Origin of the sequence: Bacillus lumedeiriae, assembly GCF_044891285.1 — a bacterium.
GTDB lineage: Bacteria > Bacillota > Bacilli > Bacillales > Domibacillaceae > Pseudobacillus > Pseudobacillus lumedeiriae.
The window spans coordinates 447,392-466,159 of record NZ_JAUIYO010000001.1 but is presented as its reverse complement, the minus strand read 5'-3'; the positions used below and the strand labels follow the sequence as shown (position 1 = coordinate 466,159).

General features: G+C 42.8%; 15 protein-coding genes and 1 tRNA gene. 15 read left to right on the top strand and 1 reads right to left on the bottom strand.

All coding sequences use genetic code 11. The features are described 5' to 3' along the window. The first annotated feature begins 247 nt into the window (after window positions 1-247). The 8 genes from QYG89_RS02435 to yihA all read left to right on the top strand — a co-directional run bounded on the left by QYG89_RS02435 (window position 248) and on the right by yihA (window position 10,221). A tRNA-Arg gene (locus tag QYG89_RS02435) sits at window positions 248-324 on the top strand. A 113-nt stretch (window positions 325-437) separates the two neighbouring features. Next, window positions 438-542 (top strand): RsiV family protein, encoded by a 105-nt coding sequence (locus QYG89_RS02430; RefSeq protein ID WP_404314173.1) that lies wholly within the window; start codon window positions 438-440, stop codon window positions 540-542. 187 nt (window positions 543-729) lie between these two features. Further along, on the top strand, window positions 730-1,707 hold the full coding sequence (locus QYG89_RS02425) for a hypothetical protein (RefSeq protein WP_404314171.1): 978 nt from the start codon (window positions 730-732) through the stop codon (window positions 1,705-1,707). Between the two features lie 144 nt (window positions 1,708-1,851). Beyond that, complete coding sequence (tig, locus tag QYG89_RS02420) at window positions 1,852-3,138, top strand: trigger factor (protein WP_404314169.1); 1,287 nt, start codon at window positions 1,852-1,854, stop codon at window positions 3,136-3,138. Between the two features lie 584 nt (window positions 3,139-3,722). After that, window positions 3,723-4,985, top strand: coding sequence for an ATP-dependent protease ATP-binding subunit ClpX (gene clpX / locus QYG89_RS02415; RefSeq protein ID WP_404314167.1), 1,263 nt, complete (start codon window positions 3,723-3,725; stop codon window positions 4,983-4,985). 369 nt (window positions 4,986-5,354) lie between these two features. Further along, a complete protein-coding gene (gene lonB / locus QYG89_RS02410) occupies window positions 5,355-7,025 on the top strand; it encodes an ATP-dependent protease LonB (protein WP_404314165.1) in 1,671 nt (556 codons plus the stop codon). 288 nt (window positions 7,026-7,313) lie between these two features. Then, the gene (gene lon, locus QYG89_RS02405) at window positions 7,314-9,644 is read left to right on the top strand and encodes an endopeptidase La (protein WP_404314163.1); all 2,331 of its coding nucleotides are present in this window, start codon (window positions 7,314-7,316) and stop codon (window positions 9,642-9,644) included. After that, window positions 9,634-10,221 (top strand): ribosome biogenesis GTP-binding protein YihA/YsxC, encoded by a 588-nt coding sequence (gene yihA, locus QYG89_RS02400; RefSeq protein WP_404314161.1) that lies wholly within the window; start codon window positions 9,634-9,636, stop codon window positions 10,219-10,221. Before lon ends, yihA begins: the two co-directional genes overlap by 11 nt. A 191-nt stretch (window positions 10,222-10,412) precedes the next feature. Here yihA and QYG89_RS02395 read toward each other — a convergent pair whose 3' ends face one another. Beyond that, window positions 10,413-10,898 (bottom strand): LiaI-LiaF-like domain-containing protein, encoded by a 486-nt coding sequence (locus QYG89_RS02395; protein WP_404314159.1) that lies wholly within the window; start codon window positions 10,896-10,898, stop codon window positions 10,413-10,415. A 198-nt stretch (window positions 10,899-11,096) separates the two neighbouring features. On the opposite strand from QYG89_RS02395, the gene hemA reads away from it, so the two are divergent. The 7 genes from hemA to spoVID all read left to right on the top strand — a co-directional run bounded on the left by hemA (window position 11,097) and on the right by spoVID (window position 18,723). Further along, window positions 11,097-12,437 carry a glutamyl-tRNA reductase gene (hemA, locus tag QYG89_RS02390; protein WP_404314157.1) on the top strand — a complete coding sequence of 447 codons (1,341 nt, stop codon included), beginning with the start codon at window positions 11,097-11,099 and terminating at the stop codon, window positions 12,435-12,437. Window positions 12,438-12,450: 13 nt separating this feature from the next. Further along, window positions 12,451-13,284: a cytochrome C assembly family protein gene (locus QYG89_RS02385; protein ID WP_404314155.1), complete on the top strand. Its 834-nt coding sequence runs from the start codon at window positions 12,451-12,453 to the stop codon at window positions 13,282-13,284. A 19-nt stretch (window positions 13,285-13,303) separates the two neighbouring features. Continuing rightward, window positions 13,304-14,236 carry a hydroxymethylbilane synthase gene (hemC, locus tag QYG89_RS02380; RefSeq protein WP_404314153.1) on the top strand — a complete coding sequence of 311 codons (933 nt, stop codon included), beginning with the start codon at window positions 13,304-13,306 and terminating at the stop codon, window positions 14,234-14,236. Further along, window positions 14,233-15,018, top strand: coding sequence for a uroporphyrinogen-III synthase (locus QYG89_RS02375; protein ID WP_404314151.1), 786 nt, complete (start codon window positions 14,233-14,235; stop codon window positions 15,016-15,018). The genes hemC and QYG89_RS02375 overlap by 4 nt, the downstream gene beginning before the upstream one ends. Continuing rightward, the gene (gene hemB, locus QYG89_RS02370; RefSeq protein WP_404314613.1) at window positions 15,015-15,992 is read left to right on the top strand and encodes a porphobilinogen synthase; all 978 of its coding nucleotides are present in this window, start codon (window positions 15,015-15,017) and stop codon (window positions 15,990-15,992) included. Before QYG89_RS02375 ends, hemB begins: the two co-directional genes overlap by 4 nt. Before the next feature lie 15 nt (window positions 15,993-16,007). After that, window positions 16,008-17,297 (top strand): glutamate-1-semialdehyde 2,1-aminomutase, encoded by a 1,290-nt coding sequence (gene hemL, locus QYG89_RS02365; RefSeq protein WP_404314149.1) that lies wholly within the window; start codon window positions 16,008-16,010, stop codon window positions 17,295-17,297. Between the two features lie 289 nt (window positions 17,298-17,586). Further along, window positions 17,587-18,723 carry a stage VI sporulation protein D gene (spoVID, locus tag QYG89_RS02360; RefSeq protein WP_404314147.1) on the top strand — a complete coding sequence of 379 codons (1,137 nt, stop codon included), beginning with the start codon at window positions 17,587-17,589 and terminating at the stop codon, window positions 18,721-18,723. Window positions 18,724-18,768 lie beyond the last annotated feature (45 nt).

The following is an 18,768-nucleotide window of genomic DNA, read 5'->3' as shown; positions in this document are numbered from 1 at the left end:
AAGGTCTGTGTTCGCTGATTTTTTGGACAAACTGTCTTCTTTTCATTAAAATGGGTTATGTTAATGAATGTTGATGCTGCTGCCCTTTTGTTGATCGGAGCGGAAACAAGCAGGCAGGTTTAACCAACCGAAATAATAAAAAAATTAAAAAACGCGTTGACAACTTTTAACTCAGTTGTTATTATAATAATTGTCTTAAATAACTTGTTCAAACAACGTCAACGACAACGGTTGAACAAAAATATATGTCCCAGTAGCTCAGCCGGATAGAGCAACGGCCTTCTAAGCCGTCGGTCGGGAGTTCGAATCTCTCCTGGGACGCCATACATAACTAACCAACCTTTTAGGCAGTAGTCTAAAAGGTTTTTTCTTTGTGAAGAGGCGTAATTCTCCACAGCTCCTGCTGACAAATAGAAATTGACAGCAAGACTCCACTTGTGTATACAGACGGAGGGATTAAAGTCGTATTCCAAGAATATGAGATAGGGCCTTATGCTATGGTTCGTCCGGTTATTACCATTCCATCCATAGTTTATAAATAACTTTTTGGTATCAATAATCTCCCTCGGGAGGCGACACACAACAAGCTAACCTTTCAGGCGATTGCCCGGAAGGTTTTTTCTTGGCTTTTTTTTTCAAAACAGACGTGCTACACTTACAGAAATACAGAAGCAGGAATGGGAACAGCGGCTGTTTTCATTCCTATAGAGATGATCGGGTGACGGGCTGATGAAAAAGAAAAAGTGGGATAGAAAAGGCAATGTATTTATTTTCCCGGGAACGAGTGAAGCGCTTATTCAAAAAGGAAGAGAGGCTCTCGAAGGGAAGGATTATGATCAGGCGGCTTTGTTTTTATCCGAGGCATTAGAATATCCGCTTGCTGAAGAAGAGGATGTGAAAATGGCTCTTTTATTAGCGTTATATGAAAGCGGGCGCTATGAAAATGCCTTGAGATTATGCAGTGATATGCTTCATAAAGGGCTTGGCGATTACTATGATGTGATGGATATTTACGTGCTTATTCTTATGCAGCAAAAACAATATGACACTATTTTTTCTATGTTGACGGCCCTGATGGAAGAAAAGCAGCTGCCAGAAGAAAAGCGAGAGTATTTCGAGCGTCTTCTCACTTTAAGTAAAAAGATGATTGACTCTCCTGACACAGAGTGGAAACCGCTGTTTACCGGTAAAGAAAGCTTGCGTGAGAAGACGTTGAAACTGATGGAACTCGTTCATGTGAACATTCATCCATATACAGCTGAATTAACCGCTATGCTAGAAGGAGCGGATACTGACCCATTTTTACAAACGCTTGCTTTAAATGTATTAAAAGAGCATGGGGTGGAAAAACCGGTAAACGTACGGAAGTTTTATTTTGAAGAAACGGTCGTACCGGGGCAGCTAATGGATGCGTTTGAACAGGACTATTTTAAAGAAGTGATTCGTTTGCTGGAAGAACATCTGGCGGATACTGATCCTGTACAGTTCGAACAGGCCAAAGAAATGGTTAAGCGTCATTTTTTTCTGCTGTATCCGTTTGAACCTGATAAGATCTCTCCGGAAGGGTGGGCAAAAGCTGTGATTCAGCTGCTTCGAGCCTATTATTCAGAAGCGGAGCCGCGGGCAAATGTAGAACTAGAGAAGGATGTCGAGATGAGCCTCGCTTTTATGCGGAAATTGGACGAAATTTCTTCGCCGATCCTGTAGGCTTTTTGTTGAAAGAGAAAAAACGTATGTTATAATGTAAAGGTCATAATGTGTCCTTTTTGTGTAGGAAATAACATACATAGGGCGGCCGAACAACTTATACTGTTCATGATGATCAATTTATAGATTTTTGGAGGGAACTTTATGTCTGCTAAATGGGAAAAACAAGAAGGGAACCAAGGGGTTCTTACAGTAGAAGTAGATGCGGAAACAGTAAACAACGGTTTAGATGCCGCATTCAAAAAAGTAGTAAAAGATATTAACGTACCTGGTTTCCGTAAAGGAAAAATGCCTCGCGCTTTATTCGAAAAGCGTTTCGGTGTAGAATCTCTTTACCAAGATGCATTAGATGTCATTCTTCCGGAAGCATACGGAAAAGCGGTTGAAGAAGCAGGAATCGATCCTGTTGACCGTCCTGAAATTGACATTGAGCAAATGGAAAAAGGGAAAGAGCTGATCTTCAAGGCAACAGTTACAGTTAAACCTGAAGTGAAGCTTGGGGAATATAAAGGTCTTGAAGTTGAAAAGCTAAGCACAGAAGTAACAGATGAAGATGTTCAAGAAGAGTTAACTGCTCTTCAAAAGCGTCATGCTGAGCTTGTTGTTAAAGAAGACGGCAAAGTAGAAGACGGTGATACAGTTGTTCTTGACTTTGAAGGATCTGTGAATGGTGAAGTATTCGAAGGCGGGACAGCTGAAAACTATTCACTAGTGATCGGTTCTGGCACATTCATTCCTGGTTTTGAAGAGCAATTAGTCGGCCTGGCAACTGGCGAAGAAAAAGATGTGGAAGTAACGTTCCCAGAAGAGTACCATGCAGAAGATCTTGCAGGTAAGCCAGCTGTATTTAAAGTGAACATTCATGAAATTAAAGCTCAAGAGCTTCCTGAGCTAAATGATGAATTTGCGAAAGAAACAGACGAAGATGTTGAAACATTAGATGCTTTGAAAGAAAAAATCCGCACACGTTTAGAAGAGCAAAAGAAATCTGCATCAGAGCAGGCGCTTCGTGACACACTTGTAGAAAAAGCAGCAGCTAATGCAGAAATCGATGTTCCAGAAGTGATGGTTGAAACTGAAATCGACCGCATGCTTCAAGAATTTACACAAAACCTTTCTATGCAAGGGATGAACCTTGACCTTTATTACCAATTCTCTGGTCAAAGTGAAGCAGACCTTCGCGGTCAAATGAAAGAAAACGCTGAAACACGCGTACGCACAAGCCTAACGCTTGAAGCGATTGCCAATGCAGAAAACCTAGAGTCAACTGAAGAAGATCTAGAAAAAGAATTAAGCAAAATGGCAGAACAATTCAACATGGCAGTAGAAGACATTAAAAAAGCATTAGGAAGCCTAGAAGGCATGCAAGCGGACTTGAAGATCCGTAAAGCGGTCGAATTCCTTGTAGAAAACAGCAAGGTTAGTGCATAATATAGGTAAAGATAGACAAGGCGCGAACTGCTCGTGCCTTGTTTTCTACCTACTACATACATAATAGAAAAGCGAAAGTGCCTGTTCTGTCCCGCCAGGCAAATGATCCTCTCCCAAATAAGCCGTTCTTTGGCATCCTTTGAAGAAGGTTATTTGACCCGAGGGGCAAGGCGCTGCAGCTGCACAACATAACATAGTAATAAAAAATGTTTTAGTAATAGTTAAGTAAGTAACACATTATATATACAAAAGACCTTTTATTTCTGTTAACACGGGAAAATGTGGTACAATGCAATACATACTTTTTTAAACGAAAAGCGGAAGCGTCTGTTTTGCTCCGACAGGCAAATGTTCTTCCCACAAAGAAGTCGCTCTTTAACTTCATTGGGAGAAGGTTATTTGACCCGAGGAGCAAGGCGCTGCAGCTGGACAAACGAAAAGCGGAAGCGGCCGTTTAGACTCGGCAGACATAAGACGGACCGCTGAAGTGGCGTTCTTTGCCACACAGGCGTGACGGCTTATGACCGAGAGTCTGGCCGCTAGAGCTGGACAAGCGATTAATTATTCATAAGGGGTGAAAATCATTGTTCAAGTTTAATGATGAAAAAGGACAGCTTAAATGTTCTTTCTGTGGAAAAACACAGGATCAGGTGCGCAAACTTGTAGCAGGTCCTGGTGTATATATATGCGATGAGTGTATTGAGTTATGTACAGAAATAGTAGAAGAAGAACTTGGTACAGAAGAAGAAGTAGAATTTAAAGATGTCCCAAAACCAATGGAAATCCGCGATATTTTAGGCGATTATGTAATCGGTCAGGAGCGTGCTAAAAAGTCATTAGCCGTTGCCGTTTATAACCACTATAAGCGCATCAATTCCAACAGCAAAGTGGATGATGTAGAACTGTCTAAAAGTAACATCTGTTTAATTGGTCCGACAGGAAGCGGAAAAACACTTCTTGCTCAAACGCTTGCCCGTATTTTAAATGTGCCATTTGCTATTGCGGATGCCACATCTTTAACAGAGGCAGGGTACGTTGGAGAAGATGTGGAAAACATTCTTCTTAAACTGATCCAGGCTGCAGATTATGATGTGGAAAAAGCAGAAAAAGGCATCATTTATATTGATGAAATTGATAAAGTAGCCCGTAAATCTGAAAATCCGTCGATTACACGGGATGTTTCTGGTGAAGGTGTACAGCAGGCGCTTCTAAAGATTTTGGAAGGTACAGTAGCGAGTGTTCCTCCGCAAGGCGGACGTAAACACCCTCATCAAGAATTCATTCAAATTGATACGACGAACATTCTGTTCATTTGCGGTGGAGCATTTGACGGGGTAGAACAGATTATTAAGCGCCGCCTTGGTCAAAAAGTAATTGGTTTCGGTTCTGATACGAAAAAAGAAGAAGAGGTAGAAGGTTCTCTTCTTTCTAAATTAGTACCGGAAGATTTATTGAAGTTTGGGTTGATTCCTGAATTCATCGGTCGTCTTCCAGTCATCTCAAGCCTTGAGCAGCTGGATGAAGAAGCACTCGTTGAAATCTTAACAAAGCCGAAAAATGCACTTGTGAAGCAGTACCAAAAAATGATGGAACTTGACGATGTTAACCTAGAGTTTGAAGAAGATGCCCTCCGCGAAATTGCTAAAAAAGCGATTGAACGTAAAACAGGTGCACGCGGACTCCGCTCTATTATCGAAAGCATCATGCTGGATGTCATGTATGACCTGCCTTCACGAGAAGACATCAAAACATGCATCATCACAAAAGAAACTGTCCTCGACAATGCAGCTCCCAAATTGCTAGGCGAAGACGGCCAAAAAATAGACTTAACAAAAACATCAGCGTAAAAACGAAAAGCGTAGCCGACTGTTCTGGAGCGACAGCCTAAGTTGTTCTGGCGAAATGGCGTTCTTCAGTCATACAGCAAGAACAGTTTATGACTCGAGCTCCAAGGAGGCGGAGCTGGACAAAAAAGCAAAAACAGGACACCCTTAAATGAGCAGGGTGTCCTGTTTTTCTATCCTAAAAGGAACTTTTGGAGCAATAGCTGTTTATGAGTATCAAAACGAGGCGATACTGGCAAATAAGAAAACAGATGATTCAGCAGCATAAGGAATGACATCCGAATGTTCAAATAGGCCGTGTGTAAAGAGAGATATTTCTTAAGAAATATCCGCTTAAGCATGGTGTACTTTGCTGGTATTGGAGGATGAGATATGAATTGGACAGTAGTTGCGATCGTAGGACAGCTTGTATTTGGATTGATTATCAGTCTTTATTTTTTTACGATGTTGAGAAAACAGCATACGAATAAAGTGACGATTGATCGTGAATCAAAAAAAGAAATGGAAATGATGGGAAAAATGAGGGCCGTTTCATTAACACAGCCGCTTGCTGAGAAAATCCGTCCAAAGAGATTTTCAGAAATCGTTGGTCAGGAAGAAGGAATCAAAGCATTGAGGGCAGCTCTTTGCGGTGCTCATCCACAGCATGTCATTATTTATGGTCCACCTGGGGTAGGGAAAACAGCGGCAGCCCGTCTTGTACTCGAAGAAGCCAAAAAGAATAATCGTTCTCCTTTTGCCCCATCAGCTGTGTTTGTAGAATTAGACGCAACAACAGCCCGGTTTGATGAGAGAGGAATTGCTGATCCGCTTATTGGCTCGGTGCACGATCCGATTTATCAAGGAGCTGGTGCACTTGGACAGGCAGGCATCCCACAGCCGAAAAAAGGAGCAGTCAGCAACGCGCACGGCGGTATTTTATTTATTGATGAAATTGGTGAATTACATCCGATTCAAATGAATAAGCTGTTAAAAGTATTAGAAGATCGAAAAGTGTTTTTTGAAAGTATTTATTATAGTGAAGAGAATGACACGATTCCAAAGCATATTCATGATATTTTTCAAAACGGGCTTCCGGCCGACTTTCGAATGATCGGCGCGACAACGAGGCAGCCTGAAGAAATACCAGCTGCTATTCGCTCTCGTTGTCAGGAAGTATATTTTAACGAATTGGATGATAAACATTTAATGGATATTGCTAGTAACGCTGCTGAGAAAGCAGGCATGTCTATGACGGAAAAGGGATTAGCGCTTGTAGCAGGGCATACCCGAAATGGTAGAGAAGCTGTGAATTTGGTCCAAATGGCTGCGGGCATAGCGATGATGGAAAATAGAAAAGAAATCCTTAATCAAGAAGTAGAATGGGTGATTCATTCAAGTCGGCTCTCACCAAAATGGAATGCCCGCATTCCAGAGAAATCCCAAGTCGGCCTCATTAACGGGCTCGCTGTCACGGGACCGAACAGCGGGGCTTTGCTTGAAATTGAGGCAGCTGTCCTTCCTGCAAAAGAGAAAGGGACGGTCACAGTTACAGGCATTGTAGAGGAAGAAACATTCAAACAGCCAGCCAAATCGATCAAACGAAAAAGTATGGCAAAAGGGTCAGCGGAAAATGCGGTCACGGTATTAAAATCGATGGGAGTACCGGTTGAGCAATTTAATATTTTCATTAACTTTCCTGGCGGCATGCCTGTAGATGGTCCATCTGCTGGTGCAGCGCTTGCACTGGCTGTTTATTCGGCCATATATGGACACCCGGTAGATCATACAGTCGCAATTACGGGTGAAATTGGACTGCATGGCCAAATAAAACCGGTCGGGGGTGTTTTGCAGAAAGTGCTTGCTGCGAAAGAGGCGGGAGCAAAAAAAGTACTTTTTCCAAAAACAAATGACACGCTTCTTTTAGAGAAAATAGATGGCATTGAATTGGTCGCCATTTCTCAATTGCAAGAAGCATTTGACCACTTCTTTGATAAGCAGGCCGAACAGGAAGGGCTTGTTCAACCTGGAAATATCTTGTCTCAACAGAAAAAATCGATGTAATCCACAAGAGGCTGTCCAATAAGTGCCTGGCTCCTCCTTCATACGTTAAAATATAGTGGGCGGTTTGTTCGTTATACTATATATGACGTTGGAGGTGCCCGGCTTTTTGTTTTTGAAAGCGCTGTGGGGAGCAGGGCGAAAGATAGGCAGGAGATAATTTGTTCTAGAATGGACACTCCTATTTAAATAAGATAAGATTGTACAAAACAGCTATTTTGCGGTGAAAAGCGTAAAAGAGAGAACAGGCGGCTGTTTTGCCTGATGTTTGAAGTGATGGAGGTTATATGTATGAGCAATCAAAACGTTTACACTGTGCCCCTCCTGCCGCTCCGGGGATTGTTAGTGTATCCTACAATGGTACTGCACCTGGATGTCGGCCGTGAGCGCTCGATCGAAGCGTTGGAGCAGGCAATGATGGACGATCATTTAATTTTTTTAGCTACTCAAAAAGATTCGAATATAGATGATCCCTTACAGGAAGATTTGTTTGAAATCGGAACATTGACCAAGGTCAAGCAAATGCTGAAGCTCCCAAATGGCACGATCCGTGTTCTTGTGGAAGGATTACAGCGGGCGGCGATGAAGCAGCTAGATGATAAAGAAACCTTTTATTTAGCAACGGTGGAAACATACGAGGATGAAATGGAAAAAGACACAGAGACGGAAGCGCTGATGCGGACACTTCTGCAGTATTTTGAACAATATATCAAATTGTCTAAGAAAATCTCAGCGGAAACGTATGCGGCGGTCATAGATATTGACGAACCAGGACGTTTAGCTGATATTGTAGCGTCTCATTTGCCGATTAAGTTAAAGGATAAACAGGACATTCTCGAAATAATTAACGTAAAAGAGCGTTTGAATCGAATCATTGATTTATTGAATAACGAGAAGCAAGTGTTGAACTTGGAAAAAAAGATCGGTCAGCGAGTGAAAACGTCAATGGAGCGCACGCAAAAAGAATACTTTTTGCGTGAACAAATGAAGGCCATTCAACAAGAGCTTGGTGATAAAGAAGGTAAGACCGGGGAAGTAGAAGAACTATCGAAACGGATTGAAGAAGCGGGTATGCCGGAGCATGTGGAAAAGACGGCTGTAAAAGAACTGAATCGCTTTGAAAAAATTCCTTCCAGCGCGGCAGAAAGTGCCGTCATTCGCAATTATCTTGAATGGCTGATTACGCTGCCGTGGACAAAAGCGACAAAGGACGATTTAGATGTCACAAAGGCAGAAATGGTATTAAATCGTGATCATTATGGACTAGAAAAAGTAAAGGAACGCGTACTTGAATATTTGGCTGTGCAGCAGCTGACAAAGTCGTTAAAAGGTCCTATACTCTGTCTTGCAGGCCCGCCGGGTGTAGGGAAAACGTCGTTGGCACGTTCCATTGCTGAATCGCTTGGCAGAAACTTCGTCCGTATCTCTCTCGGCGGTGTGCGTGATGAGTCGGAGATCCGTGGTCATCGTCGTACATATGTAGGGGCTATGCCGGGACGGATTATTCAAGGCATGAAAAAGGCAGGAACGATCAACCCAGTCTTTTTGCTTGATGAAATTGATAAAATGTCGAGTGACTTCAGAGGGGACCCGTCTTCAGCCATGCTTGAAGTGCTGGACCCGGAACAAAACTTTAATTTTAGTGATCATTATATTGAAGAAACGTATGATTTATCGAAAGTAATGTTTATTGCAACTGCTAATGATTTGTCAACGATCCCCGGGCCTCTTCGTGACCGGATGGAAATTATTACGATCGCTGGTTACACAGAGCTGGAGAAGATTCACATTGCGAAATCTCATTTGCTCGTGAAACAAATAAAAGAGCATGGACTGACGAAATCTCAGCTTCAACTGAGGGACGATGCCATTCAAGATATTGTCCGCTATTACACGCGTGAAGCGGGGGTTCGCGGTCTTGAACGCCAGCTCGCAACAGTTTGCCGGAAAACAGCTAAAATGATTGTATCTCAGGAAAAAAAGCGCATTGTCGTGACGAGCAAGAATTTGGAAGAGCTTTTAGGCAAACGGAAGTTCCGTTATGGCCAGGCAGAAACAGTGGATCAAGTAGGGGTAGCGAACGGACTAGCTTACACAGCTGTAGGCGGGGATACGCTGCAGATTGAGGTGTCGCTGTCGCCAGGGAAAGGAAAGCTCCTATTGACAGGAAAGCTTGGAGATGTGATGAAAGAATCGGCACAGGCTGCTTTTAGCTATGTTCGCTCTAAAACTGAGGAGCTGGAGATTGAAAGTGATTTCCATGAAAAATACGATATCCATATTCACGTTCCAGAAGGCGCTGTGCCGAAGGACGGCCCTTCTGCCGGTATTACGATGGCAACGGCCCTTATTTCTGCTTTAACGGCGCGTCCGATCCGGCGAGAAGTTGGTATGACCGGCGAGATTACTTTACGCGGCCGTGTTCTGCCGATCGGAGGTGTGAAAGAGAAGTCGCTTGGGGCTCATCGGGCAGGGCTTAGAACTATAATTCTTCCGCAAGATAATGAAAAAGACATCGAAGACATTCCAGAAAGCGTGCGCAATGATCTGACATTTATCCTTGCTTCCCATATGGATGATGTATTGAAAATCGCATTGACAGGTGAAAAACATGAAGGTTAACCAAGTAGAACTCGTCATCAGTGCTGTTAAGCCAGCACAGTATCCAGAAGACTCGCTGCCAGAATTTGCGCTGGCTGGGCGCTCTAATGTAGGAAAATCATCCTTTATTAATAAAATGATTCAGCGTAAGAGCATGGCGCGAATTTCATCTAAACCAGGTAAAACACAGACGCTCAATTTTTACAAAATTGAAGAGACCCTTTACTTTGTTGATGTTCCTGGTTACGGCTTTGCTAAAGTATCAAAAAAAGAACGGGAATCATGGGGTAAGATGATTGAAACGTATTTAACGGCGAGAGAGCAGCTGAAGGCGTGTGTGCTCATTGTTGATTTGAGACATCCGCCGACGACAGACGATGTGATGATGTACAACTTTTTAAAGCATTACGACATTCCAGCAGTCGTTGTCGCTACGAAAGCCGATAAAATTCCAAAAGGTAAGTGGCAAAAGCATTTGAAAGTGATTAAAGATAAGCTGGAGTTTGATCCGTCAGACGATATCGTCGTTTTTTCATCCGAAACCGGCCAGGGGAAAGATGAAACGTGGGGCTTCATTCATAAACGAATGAAGCAATAAAAAAAGCTGATCCAAAAGGTCGTTAAAAACGACTTTAGGGTCAGCTTTTTCTTTGAAAAAGTTCAAACGATTACTTTTCACCGGGGTGATTGTAGGGAAGGCGCACGAAGGCTCCTGCGGGGAAAGTGAACAGGTGAGACCCCGCAGAAAGCGAAGCGCCTGGAACGGAAATCAACGGACGAGTCTTGATGTTATTTCTTTTTTACAAATAACAAATAACCGCCGATGGCAATTAATATAACCGGCCAAAACTGCCAGAGGGAAAGCGCACGGTTTTCAAGCAGACCAAGCCATTCAATAACCTTATCATAAAAAAGAGTAATCATGGCAAGAATGAGAAATAATAAGCCTTGAAACAAGCCATTTCTCGTTTTTTGATACTGCAGCAAAAAGCCGAGTGAAATAATTAAGATAAAGACACCGGTATCATTTGACCAAAAGTCAAAATGATTTACAACGTGAAAATGAATTCCAAAGCCTGTTAGAATGACACCGGGCAAAATGCCGCTTCCATCTTTGCTGTTGTAGGTATCGGCCAAAAAAGCGAGACCGATGACGAGAAGAAGCGTCGGCCAGCTTAAAAATGGCTGGAACCAAGCAACGGCGGTCTGCTGAAGGAAAAAATATAAACCGAATCCGATTAAGATAACTCCTGGAAAAATACGCTGCTGCTTCATGAGATAGTTTCCCCGCCTTCTATTACCCCACTTGAATCTTCGTTCCTATTTTGTTACGCTAACTAGTGGGCTTATATAGGTTTATGACTTTTAGATTTCACGCTTTTAATGTTAGCATATGTTCACAATTTGTGAATAAGGAAAATTTGTTCCGTGTTATAATAAGAGTAACAGATTTTTACGGGGGTGCCTCAAAACGTGCATATTATTGTAGTAGGATTGAACTATAAAACAGCCCCAGTGGAGATACGCGAACGTTTATCTTTTCAAGATACTGACTTAGAAAAGGCTATGTCAGAACTCCGGAATCAAAAAAGCATTTTAGAAAATGTCATTCTTTCTACTTGCAATCGGACAGAAATTTATGCGGTCGTTGATCAGCTCCATACAGGGCGTTATTATATTAAAGATTTCTTAGGGAAATGGTTTGGCATGGAAAAGGAAGAATTTACGCCTTTTCTGTTTATACATGAACAGGAAGCAGCGGTTGAGCATCTGTTAAAAGTGACAAGCGGATTAAATTCCATGGTACTTGGAGAAACGCAAATTTTGGGACAAGTGCGCTCGAGCTTTTTGAGCAGTCAGGAAATTGGGGCAACTGGGACCGTTTTTAACCATTTATTCAAACAAGCGATTACACTTGCGAAAAAAGCACATGCTGAAACAGAGATCGGTGCGAATGCAGTCTCTGTCAGCTACGCAGCTGTGGAACTTGCTAAAAAGATTTTTGGCAGTCTTTCCGGCAAGCATGTGCTCGTTGTTGGCGCTGGGAAAATGGGTGAACTTGCTATTCAGAACCTGCACGGCAGCGGAGCTACAAAGGTAACCGTCGTAAACCGGACGTTTGAAAAAGCAGCAGCACTCGCCGAGAAGTTTGATGGTGATGCGAAAACATTGGCAGAGCTTCAATGTGCCCTCGTGGAAGCGGATATCTTAATTAGCTCGACAGGCTCAAGCGACTACGTTATTACGAAAGAAAGAATGGCGGCAGTAGAAAAGATGCGCAAAGGCAAACCGTTGTTCATGGTGGATATTGCCGTGCCGCGTGATCTTGATCCAGCCATCTCTGACTTGGAAAGTGTTTTTCTATATGACATTGATGACTTAGAAGGAATTGTAGAGGCAAATCTTGCGGAACGTCAAAAAGCTGCCGAGAAAATTGAACTCATGATTGAAGCTGAAATTGTTGCTTTTAACGAGTGGATCAATATGCTGGGCGTTGTTCCAGTTATTTCCGCCCTTCGCCAAAAAGCGCTCTCGATCCAGGCAGAAACGATGGTCAGCATTGAACGGAAAATGCCTGAATTAACAGAACGTGAACGCAAAGTATTAAACAAACATACGAAAAGCATTATTAATCAGCTGTTAAAAGACCCGATTTTACAGGCGAAAGAACTGGCTGGGGATAAACATTCAGCTGAAAAATTAGCCCTGTTTACGAAAATTTTTAACATCGAAGAAGAAGTCCAAAAGCAGCAGGCAGGAACAGTGGCACAACACATTCAGCCGGCTCAAACAAAGCCGCTATTCCAGGGATAAGCGAGGTTACTTGATGTTTGAACAAGGAATGGCCAGGCTCCACGAACTGATGGTAATTTTATATGCATTAAGCGTGATGCTTTATTTTATCGACTTTTTAAACCAAAATCGGAAGGCGAATAAAATCGCCTTCTGGATGTTATCGATTGTTTGGGTTCTTCAAACAATTTTTTTGTTTTTATATATGCTGAAAACGAATCGTTTTCCAGTTCTCACCCTTTTTGAAGGGCTTTATTTTTATGCATGGATTCTGATTACACTCTCACTGATAATTAACCGATTGCTGCGGATGGACTTTACTGTGTTTTTTACGAACATTATTGGTTTTGCTATTATGGCCATACATACGTTTGCTCCTGTCCAGATGCAGTCAGAGGCTATGGCAGAGCAGCTCGTGTCTGAATTGCTGTTTATTCATATTACAATGGCCATTTTGTCCTATGCCGCATTCTCGCTTTCTTTCATTTTTTCTATGCTTTATTTGCTGCAGCACCGGCTGTTGAAAATGAAGAAATGGAGCCAACGGTTATGGCGTCTCAGTGATTTAGACAAATTGGAAAAGCTGTCGTACGTATCAAATGCAGTTGGCGTGACAATGCTGTTGTTAAGTTTAATTCTCGGTGTGATCTGGAAATTTATTAAACTGCCGGATGTCAGCTGGTACGATGCAAAGATTATTACATCCTTTATTTTGTTGATGATTTATAGTGCTTATCTTTACTTGAAAGTTCGTAAGGGGCTGTATGGCAAATCATTGGCGCTGTTGAACGCAGCTGCCTTTCTAATTATCTTGATTAACTTTTTCCTAGTGAGCCGATTTTCATCGTTTCACTTTTGGTACACTTAAAGTAACGCGGGAGGGTATTATGAGAAAAATTATTGTCGGTTCGCGCAGAAGTAAACTGGCTTTAACGCAAACAAATTGGGTAATAGAGCAATTGAAGAATTTAAATCCTGAATTTGATTTTGAAGTAAAAGAAATTGTGACAAAAGGCGACCGGATTTTGGATGTCATGTTGTCTAAAGTAGGAGGAAAAGGCCTGTTCGTGAAGGAAATTGAACAAGCGATGTACGATAAAGAGATTGATATGGCTGTACATAGTATGAAAGATATGCCGGCCCAACTTCCAAAAGGATTAACGATCGGCTGTATACCGGTGCGGGAAGATCATCGTGACGCTTTCATTTCAAAGAATCATGTGAAGCTCCATGATATGCCGGCCAGTGCCGTTGTGGGTACGAGCAGTCTTCGCCGCAGCGCTCAAATTTTAGCTGTTCGTCCGGATCTTGAGATTAAGTGGATTCGCGGAAATATAGATACCCGGCTTGCTAAGCTTGAGACAGAAGAATATGATGCGATTATTTTAGCGGCGGCAGGATTGTCACGCATGGGCTGGGCATCTGATATTGTGACGGAATTTCTTGAACCCGAACTTTGCTTGCCGGCAGTAGGGCAGGGAGCACTTGCGATTGAATGCCGGGAAGATGATAGAGAGCTATTAGAACTGCTTTCGGCTTTTTCTAGTAAAGAAACGACAAAAACAGTCACAGCGGAACGCTCTTTTTTACATGAAATGGAAGGCGGCTGTCAAGTGCCGATTGCCGGCTTTGCTGTTAGTGAAGGGGACAATACAGTGCTGACTGCTCTTGTCGCTTCACCGGATGGAAAAACGATTTATAAAGAAACAGTGAAAGGCAGCGATCCGAAAGCTGTCGGTATCGAGGCAGCTGCCCGCTTAAGTGAACGGGGAGCAAAAAAATTAATTGAGTCGGTGAAAGCGGAGCTCGATGCTGAATGACACCAGAGCGGCCGCTTGTTGACAAACACATATTGGTCACCCGTCCGAGAGGACAAGCAGGGTCATTTATTGATAAAATAGAAGCAGCCGGGGGAATGGTTCATTTCGTTCCCTTGATTGCTTTTCGCTCTTTTGCCGATAGGCGGGAAAGGGATCGGCTGCAGCAATTGTGTACATATGATTGGATTATTTTAACGAGCAAAAACGGTGTTGACTTTTTCTTTAAGCGTTTGGAAGAGATGGGAGCCGCTCGCACAACTATAAAGGCCCGCTTTGCCGCCATTGGAACAGAAACAGCCGCTGTGCTCAAGGGGTACGGATTTCAAGCGGACTATATCCCTAAAAAGTTTTCTGCCGACCAATTTGCCAAAGAAATTAAGGAAGGCAGCTTTGAGGCGAAAAAAGTATTGATTCCAAAAGGGAACCTTGCTAGAACGCTGATTGCTGAAGCTCTTAGAAGAGAAGGGATGATCGCTGATGAATGGATCGTCTACGAAACTTATTTTCCAGAAGAGGAAAAGAAGCATTTAGTCGATTTACTTCAAACAGAAAAGACAGATGTGATCACATTTACGAGTCCTTCTTCTGTCCGTCATTTTATGAAGGCAGTAGAGGAAGCAGGCAGCCACACCATTGGACAAACGGTTGTCGCCTGTATCGGACCAGTCACTAAAAAAGAAGCGGATCACTTTGGCTTTCACACACCGATTTGCCCGGACGTCTATACGAGTGAATCTTTGGCAGAGGCTATTATCCGCTATTTCAGAAAGGAAGAGGAATAATGGAATTACAATTTAAACGTCATCGCCGCTTGCGTCAATCGGCGAATATGCGCGCGCTTGTCCGTGAAACATTTCTTCATAAGGAAGACTTTATTTATCCATTGTTTATCGTAGAAGGAGAAAATATTAAAAATGAAGTCGTTTCTATGCCTGGTGTGTTCCAGTTATCGATGGACCGCCTAAAAGAAGAGATGGATGAGATCGTTTCGCTCGGATTGAAGTCAGTTATTCTATTCGGTGTACCAGTTGAGAAAGATGCAGAAGGCACAGGCGCCTATCATAATCACGGGATCGTCCAGGAGGCGACACGCTACATTAAACAACACTATCCAGAGATCATTGTGGTAGCGGATACATGTTTGTGTGAGTATACGGATCATGGTCATTGCGGTGTCATTGAAGGGGATAAAGTGTTGAATGATCCGTCCCTTAGCCTGCTTGTTCAAACAGCAGTCAGTCAAGCAGAAGCGGGTGCTGACATCATTGCTCCGTCTAACATGATGGATGGGTTTGTTGCGGCGATCCGCCACGGGTTAGATGAAGCGGGCTTTACCGATGTGCCGATTATGTCCTACGCAGTTAAATATGCATCTGCTTTTTACGGTCCGTTTCGTGATGCCGCAGATTCTGCTCCGCAGTTCGGCGACCGCAAAACGTATCAAATGGACCCGGCAAACCGCTTGGAAGCTCTTCGTGAAGCCCAGTCAGATATGGAAGAAGGCGCTGACTTTTTAATTGTAAAACCAGCCTTGTCGTATTTGGATATTATTCGTGATGTACGAAATGAATTCAATGCCCCAGTTGTTGCTTATAACGTCAGCGGTGAGTATTCGATTGTCAAAGCGGCAGCATTAAATGGATGGATTGATGAAAAAGCAGTAGTGATGGAGAAATTAACGAGCATCAAACGAGCGGGAGCCGATTTAATTATTACATATTTTGCAAAAGATGCAGCCCGGTGGCTGAGCGAATAAGGGGAGGTTTCTTTCATGCGTTCTTATGAAAAATCAAAACAAGCATTTCAAGAAGCAGTTAAATTAATGCCAGGCGGTGTGAACAGTCCGGTACGTGCTTTTAAATCTGTGAATATTGATCCCATCTTTATGGAGCGGGGAAAAGGCTCTAAAATTTATGACATTGACGGCAATGAATACATTGACTATGTATTATCATGGGGTCCGCTTATTTTAGGACATGCGAATGACCAGGTAGTCGAAGCGTTAAAAAAGACAGCAGAAACTGGAACGAGTTTTGGAGCTTCTACATTGGTAGAGAATGAGCTGGCGAAGCTTGTGATCGAACGTGTTCCATCTATTGAAGTCGTTCGGATGGTTTCTTCTGGAACTGAAGCAACGATGAGTGCTCTTCGCCTTGCCCGCGGATTTACAGGCCGCAGCAAAATTTTAAAGTTTGAAGGCTGCTATCATGGCCATGGCGACTCCCTGTTGATTAAAGCAGGCTCTGGTGTGGCAACATTAGGACTTCCAGACAGCCCAGGTGTACCTGAAGGAGTGGCGAAAAATACGATTACCGTTCCTTATAACGACCTTGAAGGGGTAAAATATGCGTTTGAACAATTCGGCGATGATATTGCCTGTGTCATTGTTGAACCTGTTGCTGGCAATATGGGAGTCGTTCCTCCAGAACCAGGTTTCCTGGAAGGGCTGCGTGAAGTAACAAAGGAAAATGGAGCTCTTCTCATTTTTGATGAAGTGATGACAGGTTTCCGTGTCGGTTATCATTGTGCGCAAGGCTACTTTGGAATCACACCTGATCTGACGTGTCTAGGGAAAGTAATTGGCGGCGGCCTCCCGGTCGGTGCTTACGGCGGCCGAGCAGATATCATGAATCAAGTAGCCCCAAGCGGCCCTGTTTATCAAGCAGGTACGCTGTCAGGAAACCCTATGGCAATGACAGCAGGTCTAGAAACCCTTCGCCAGCTGACACCGGAAACGTATGAAGAATTTGGACGTAAAGCAGATCGTCTAGAAGAAGGACTGACTAGAGCAGCGGAAAAATACAACATTCCAATTACATTTAACCGCGCTGGCTCCATGATCGGCCTATTCTTTACGAACGAGCGTGTAACGAACTATGAAAAGGCAAAAACCTCTGATCTTGAATGGTTTGCTGATTACTACCGAGAAATGGCGAATGAAGGTGTATTCCTGCCGCCATCGCAGTTTGAAGGATTGTTCTTATCTAGTGCTCATACAGCTGAAGATATTGAACATACGATTGCAGCTGCTGAAAAAGCATTCAGCCGTTTAAAAAAATAAGGGATGTTAATGATCATTGTTGATTATAGTGGAAAGAGAAGTACCTGCAGCGGAAATCAACAGAGGAGTCTAACATAGCCAAAAAATAAAATAAGATAAAACCCGCCTTTGCGATGAATGGCGGGTTTTTTTGTGCCGAAAAAACGACCTAATCAACATGAAAGAGGCAATTGTTCATAATCTTTGCTTAGGTGTCATACAAATAAATTGTAGGAGAAGATGAATGTAGATAGAATGCGGTCATTCCAATGAATGAAGCAGGACTGGTGACTTGAAAGGAGGAAATAAAGTGACGTCTCAAGATCTATCGTATTTACGATTTTCATTAGAAGAAACCGTACAGTTTACAGCTGGAAAGGAAGTAGGAGAATTATATTCTATTTCTCTTGATCCACAAATTCAAACAGAAGAAGATGTAGAATTTGTTAGAATGCATGGTTTTTTAGAGCTTTCGGGAGAATATGCCCCAGCAGAACAAAGAGAAGAGCAGCAGTCAAATACACATACTTATAAATATGTACAGCAAGTATTAGAGCGTGGAGACGGTGAATGTGAATTTTTCCACCATTTTCCTATTGATATAACCATACCCAAATCCCGAATTTCTAAAATGGAAGATGTGGAGATTTACATTGATTCATTCGACTACGAATTCCCTGAAAAGTCCAATTTGAAATTAGTCGTAGATTTATCGATCTCTGGTGTAGCAGAGGAAAAAGCAGAAGCGAAAAGAGCGCCAGATACTAAGGTGGAGGCGAGTGAAAAAGTAAAGAAAGAAGAAAATGATCCGGCTGAAAAAGTAGAGGCGGAATTTTCAATATTAAAGTTAGATGTAAGTGAGGAAGAGATATTAGAAGAAGAAGCGGATTTCTCAGTGGAAGTAAAAAGGCAGCCTGATACATCGGAAAAAGAGGTAGAAAGCCAGCTCGTTCAAGCGATAGAGAAGAGAAAAGAAAAACAGGTGACAGAATCTTCAGGGGTCCGTTCAGATAAAGGCAGCCAAGGAGCGCCATCAACAGAAACAAATGAATCTCCTAATGTGACTGAGTCTCCATCTGTGGAGCCAATAGAGGCAAATGAATCTCCTAACGCGGCTGAGTCTCCGTCTGTAGAATCGATAGAAGCGAATGAATCTCCTGACGTGACCGAATCGCCATCTCAGGAACCTGAAGTAAAAGAACAAAAGAAGAAAAAAGCATTTGGACTAAAAAAGACAGAATCTATGACATTGACGGACTTCTTTGCTAGAAAAGAACCAGAAGAGATGGTCACCTGGAAAATATGTTTTGTTCAAAAAGATGATACATTGCAAAAGATAGCAGAGCGCTATGAACTGCCAGTGACCGACTTAGTTCGGGAGAATAAATTAGAAACGAATCAAAGCATTGAAGAAGGTCAAGTGCTTTATATACCGCCTTCTCGTTAACGGTCTGGCTGTTCCCGATTGAAATTGGGACAGCCTTATTTTTTA

What these genes read in the sequence shown, in the direction of transcription:
- QYG89_RS02425 (WP_404314171.1), top strand. Translation starts at nt 730, where the DNA reads ATGAAAAAGAAAAAGTGGGATAGAAAAGGCAATGTATTTATTTTCCCG.
- tig (WP_404314169.1), top strand. Translation starts at nt 1,852, where the DNA reads ATGTCTGCTAAATGGGAAAAACAAGAAGGGAACCAAGGGGTTCTTACA.
- lonB (WP_404314165.1), top strand. Translation starts at nt 5,355, where the DNA reads ATGAATTGGACAGTAGTTGCGATCGTAGGACAGCTTGTATTTGGATTG.
- lon (WP_404314163.1), top strand. Translation starts at nt 7,314, where the DNA reads ATGAGCAATCAAAACGTTTACACTGTGCCCCTCCTGCCGCTCCGGGGA.
- yihA (WP_404314161.1), top strand. Translation starts at nt 9,634, where the DNA reads ATGAAGGTTAACCAAGTAGAACTCGTCATCAGTGCTGTTAAGCCAGCA.
- QYG89_RS02395 (WP_404314159.1), bottom strand. Translation starts at nt 10,898, where the DNA reads ATGAAGCAGCAGCGTATTTTTCCAGGAGTTATCTTAATCGGATTCGGT.
- QYG89_RS02385 (WP_404314155.1), top strand. Translation starts at nt 12,451, where the DNA reads ATGTTTGAACAAGGAATGGCCAGGCTCCACGAACTGATGGTAATTTTA.
- hemC (WP_404314153.1), top strand. Translation starts at nt 13,304, where the DNA reads ATGAGAAAAATTATTGTCGGTTCGCGCAGAAGTAAACTGGCTTTAACG.
- QYG89_RS02375 (WP_404314151.1), top strand. Translation starts at nt 14,233, where the DNA reads ATGACACCAGAGCGGCCGCTTGTTGACAAACACATATTGGTCACCCGT.
- hemL (WP_404314149.1), top strand. Translation starts at nt 16,008, where the DNA reads ATGCGTTCTTATGAAAAATCAAAACAAGCATTTCAAGAAGCAGTTAAA.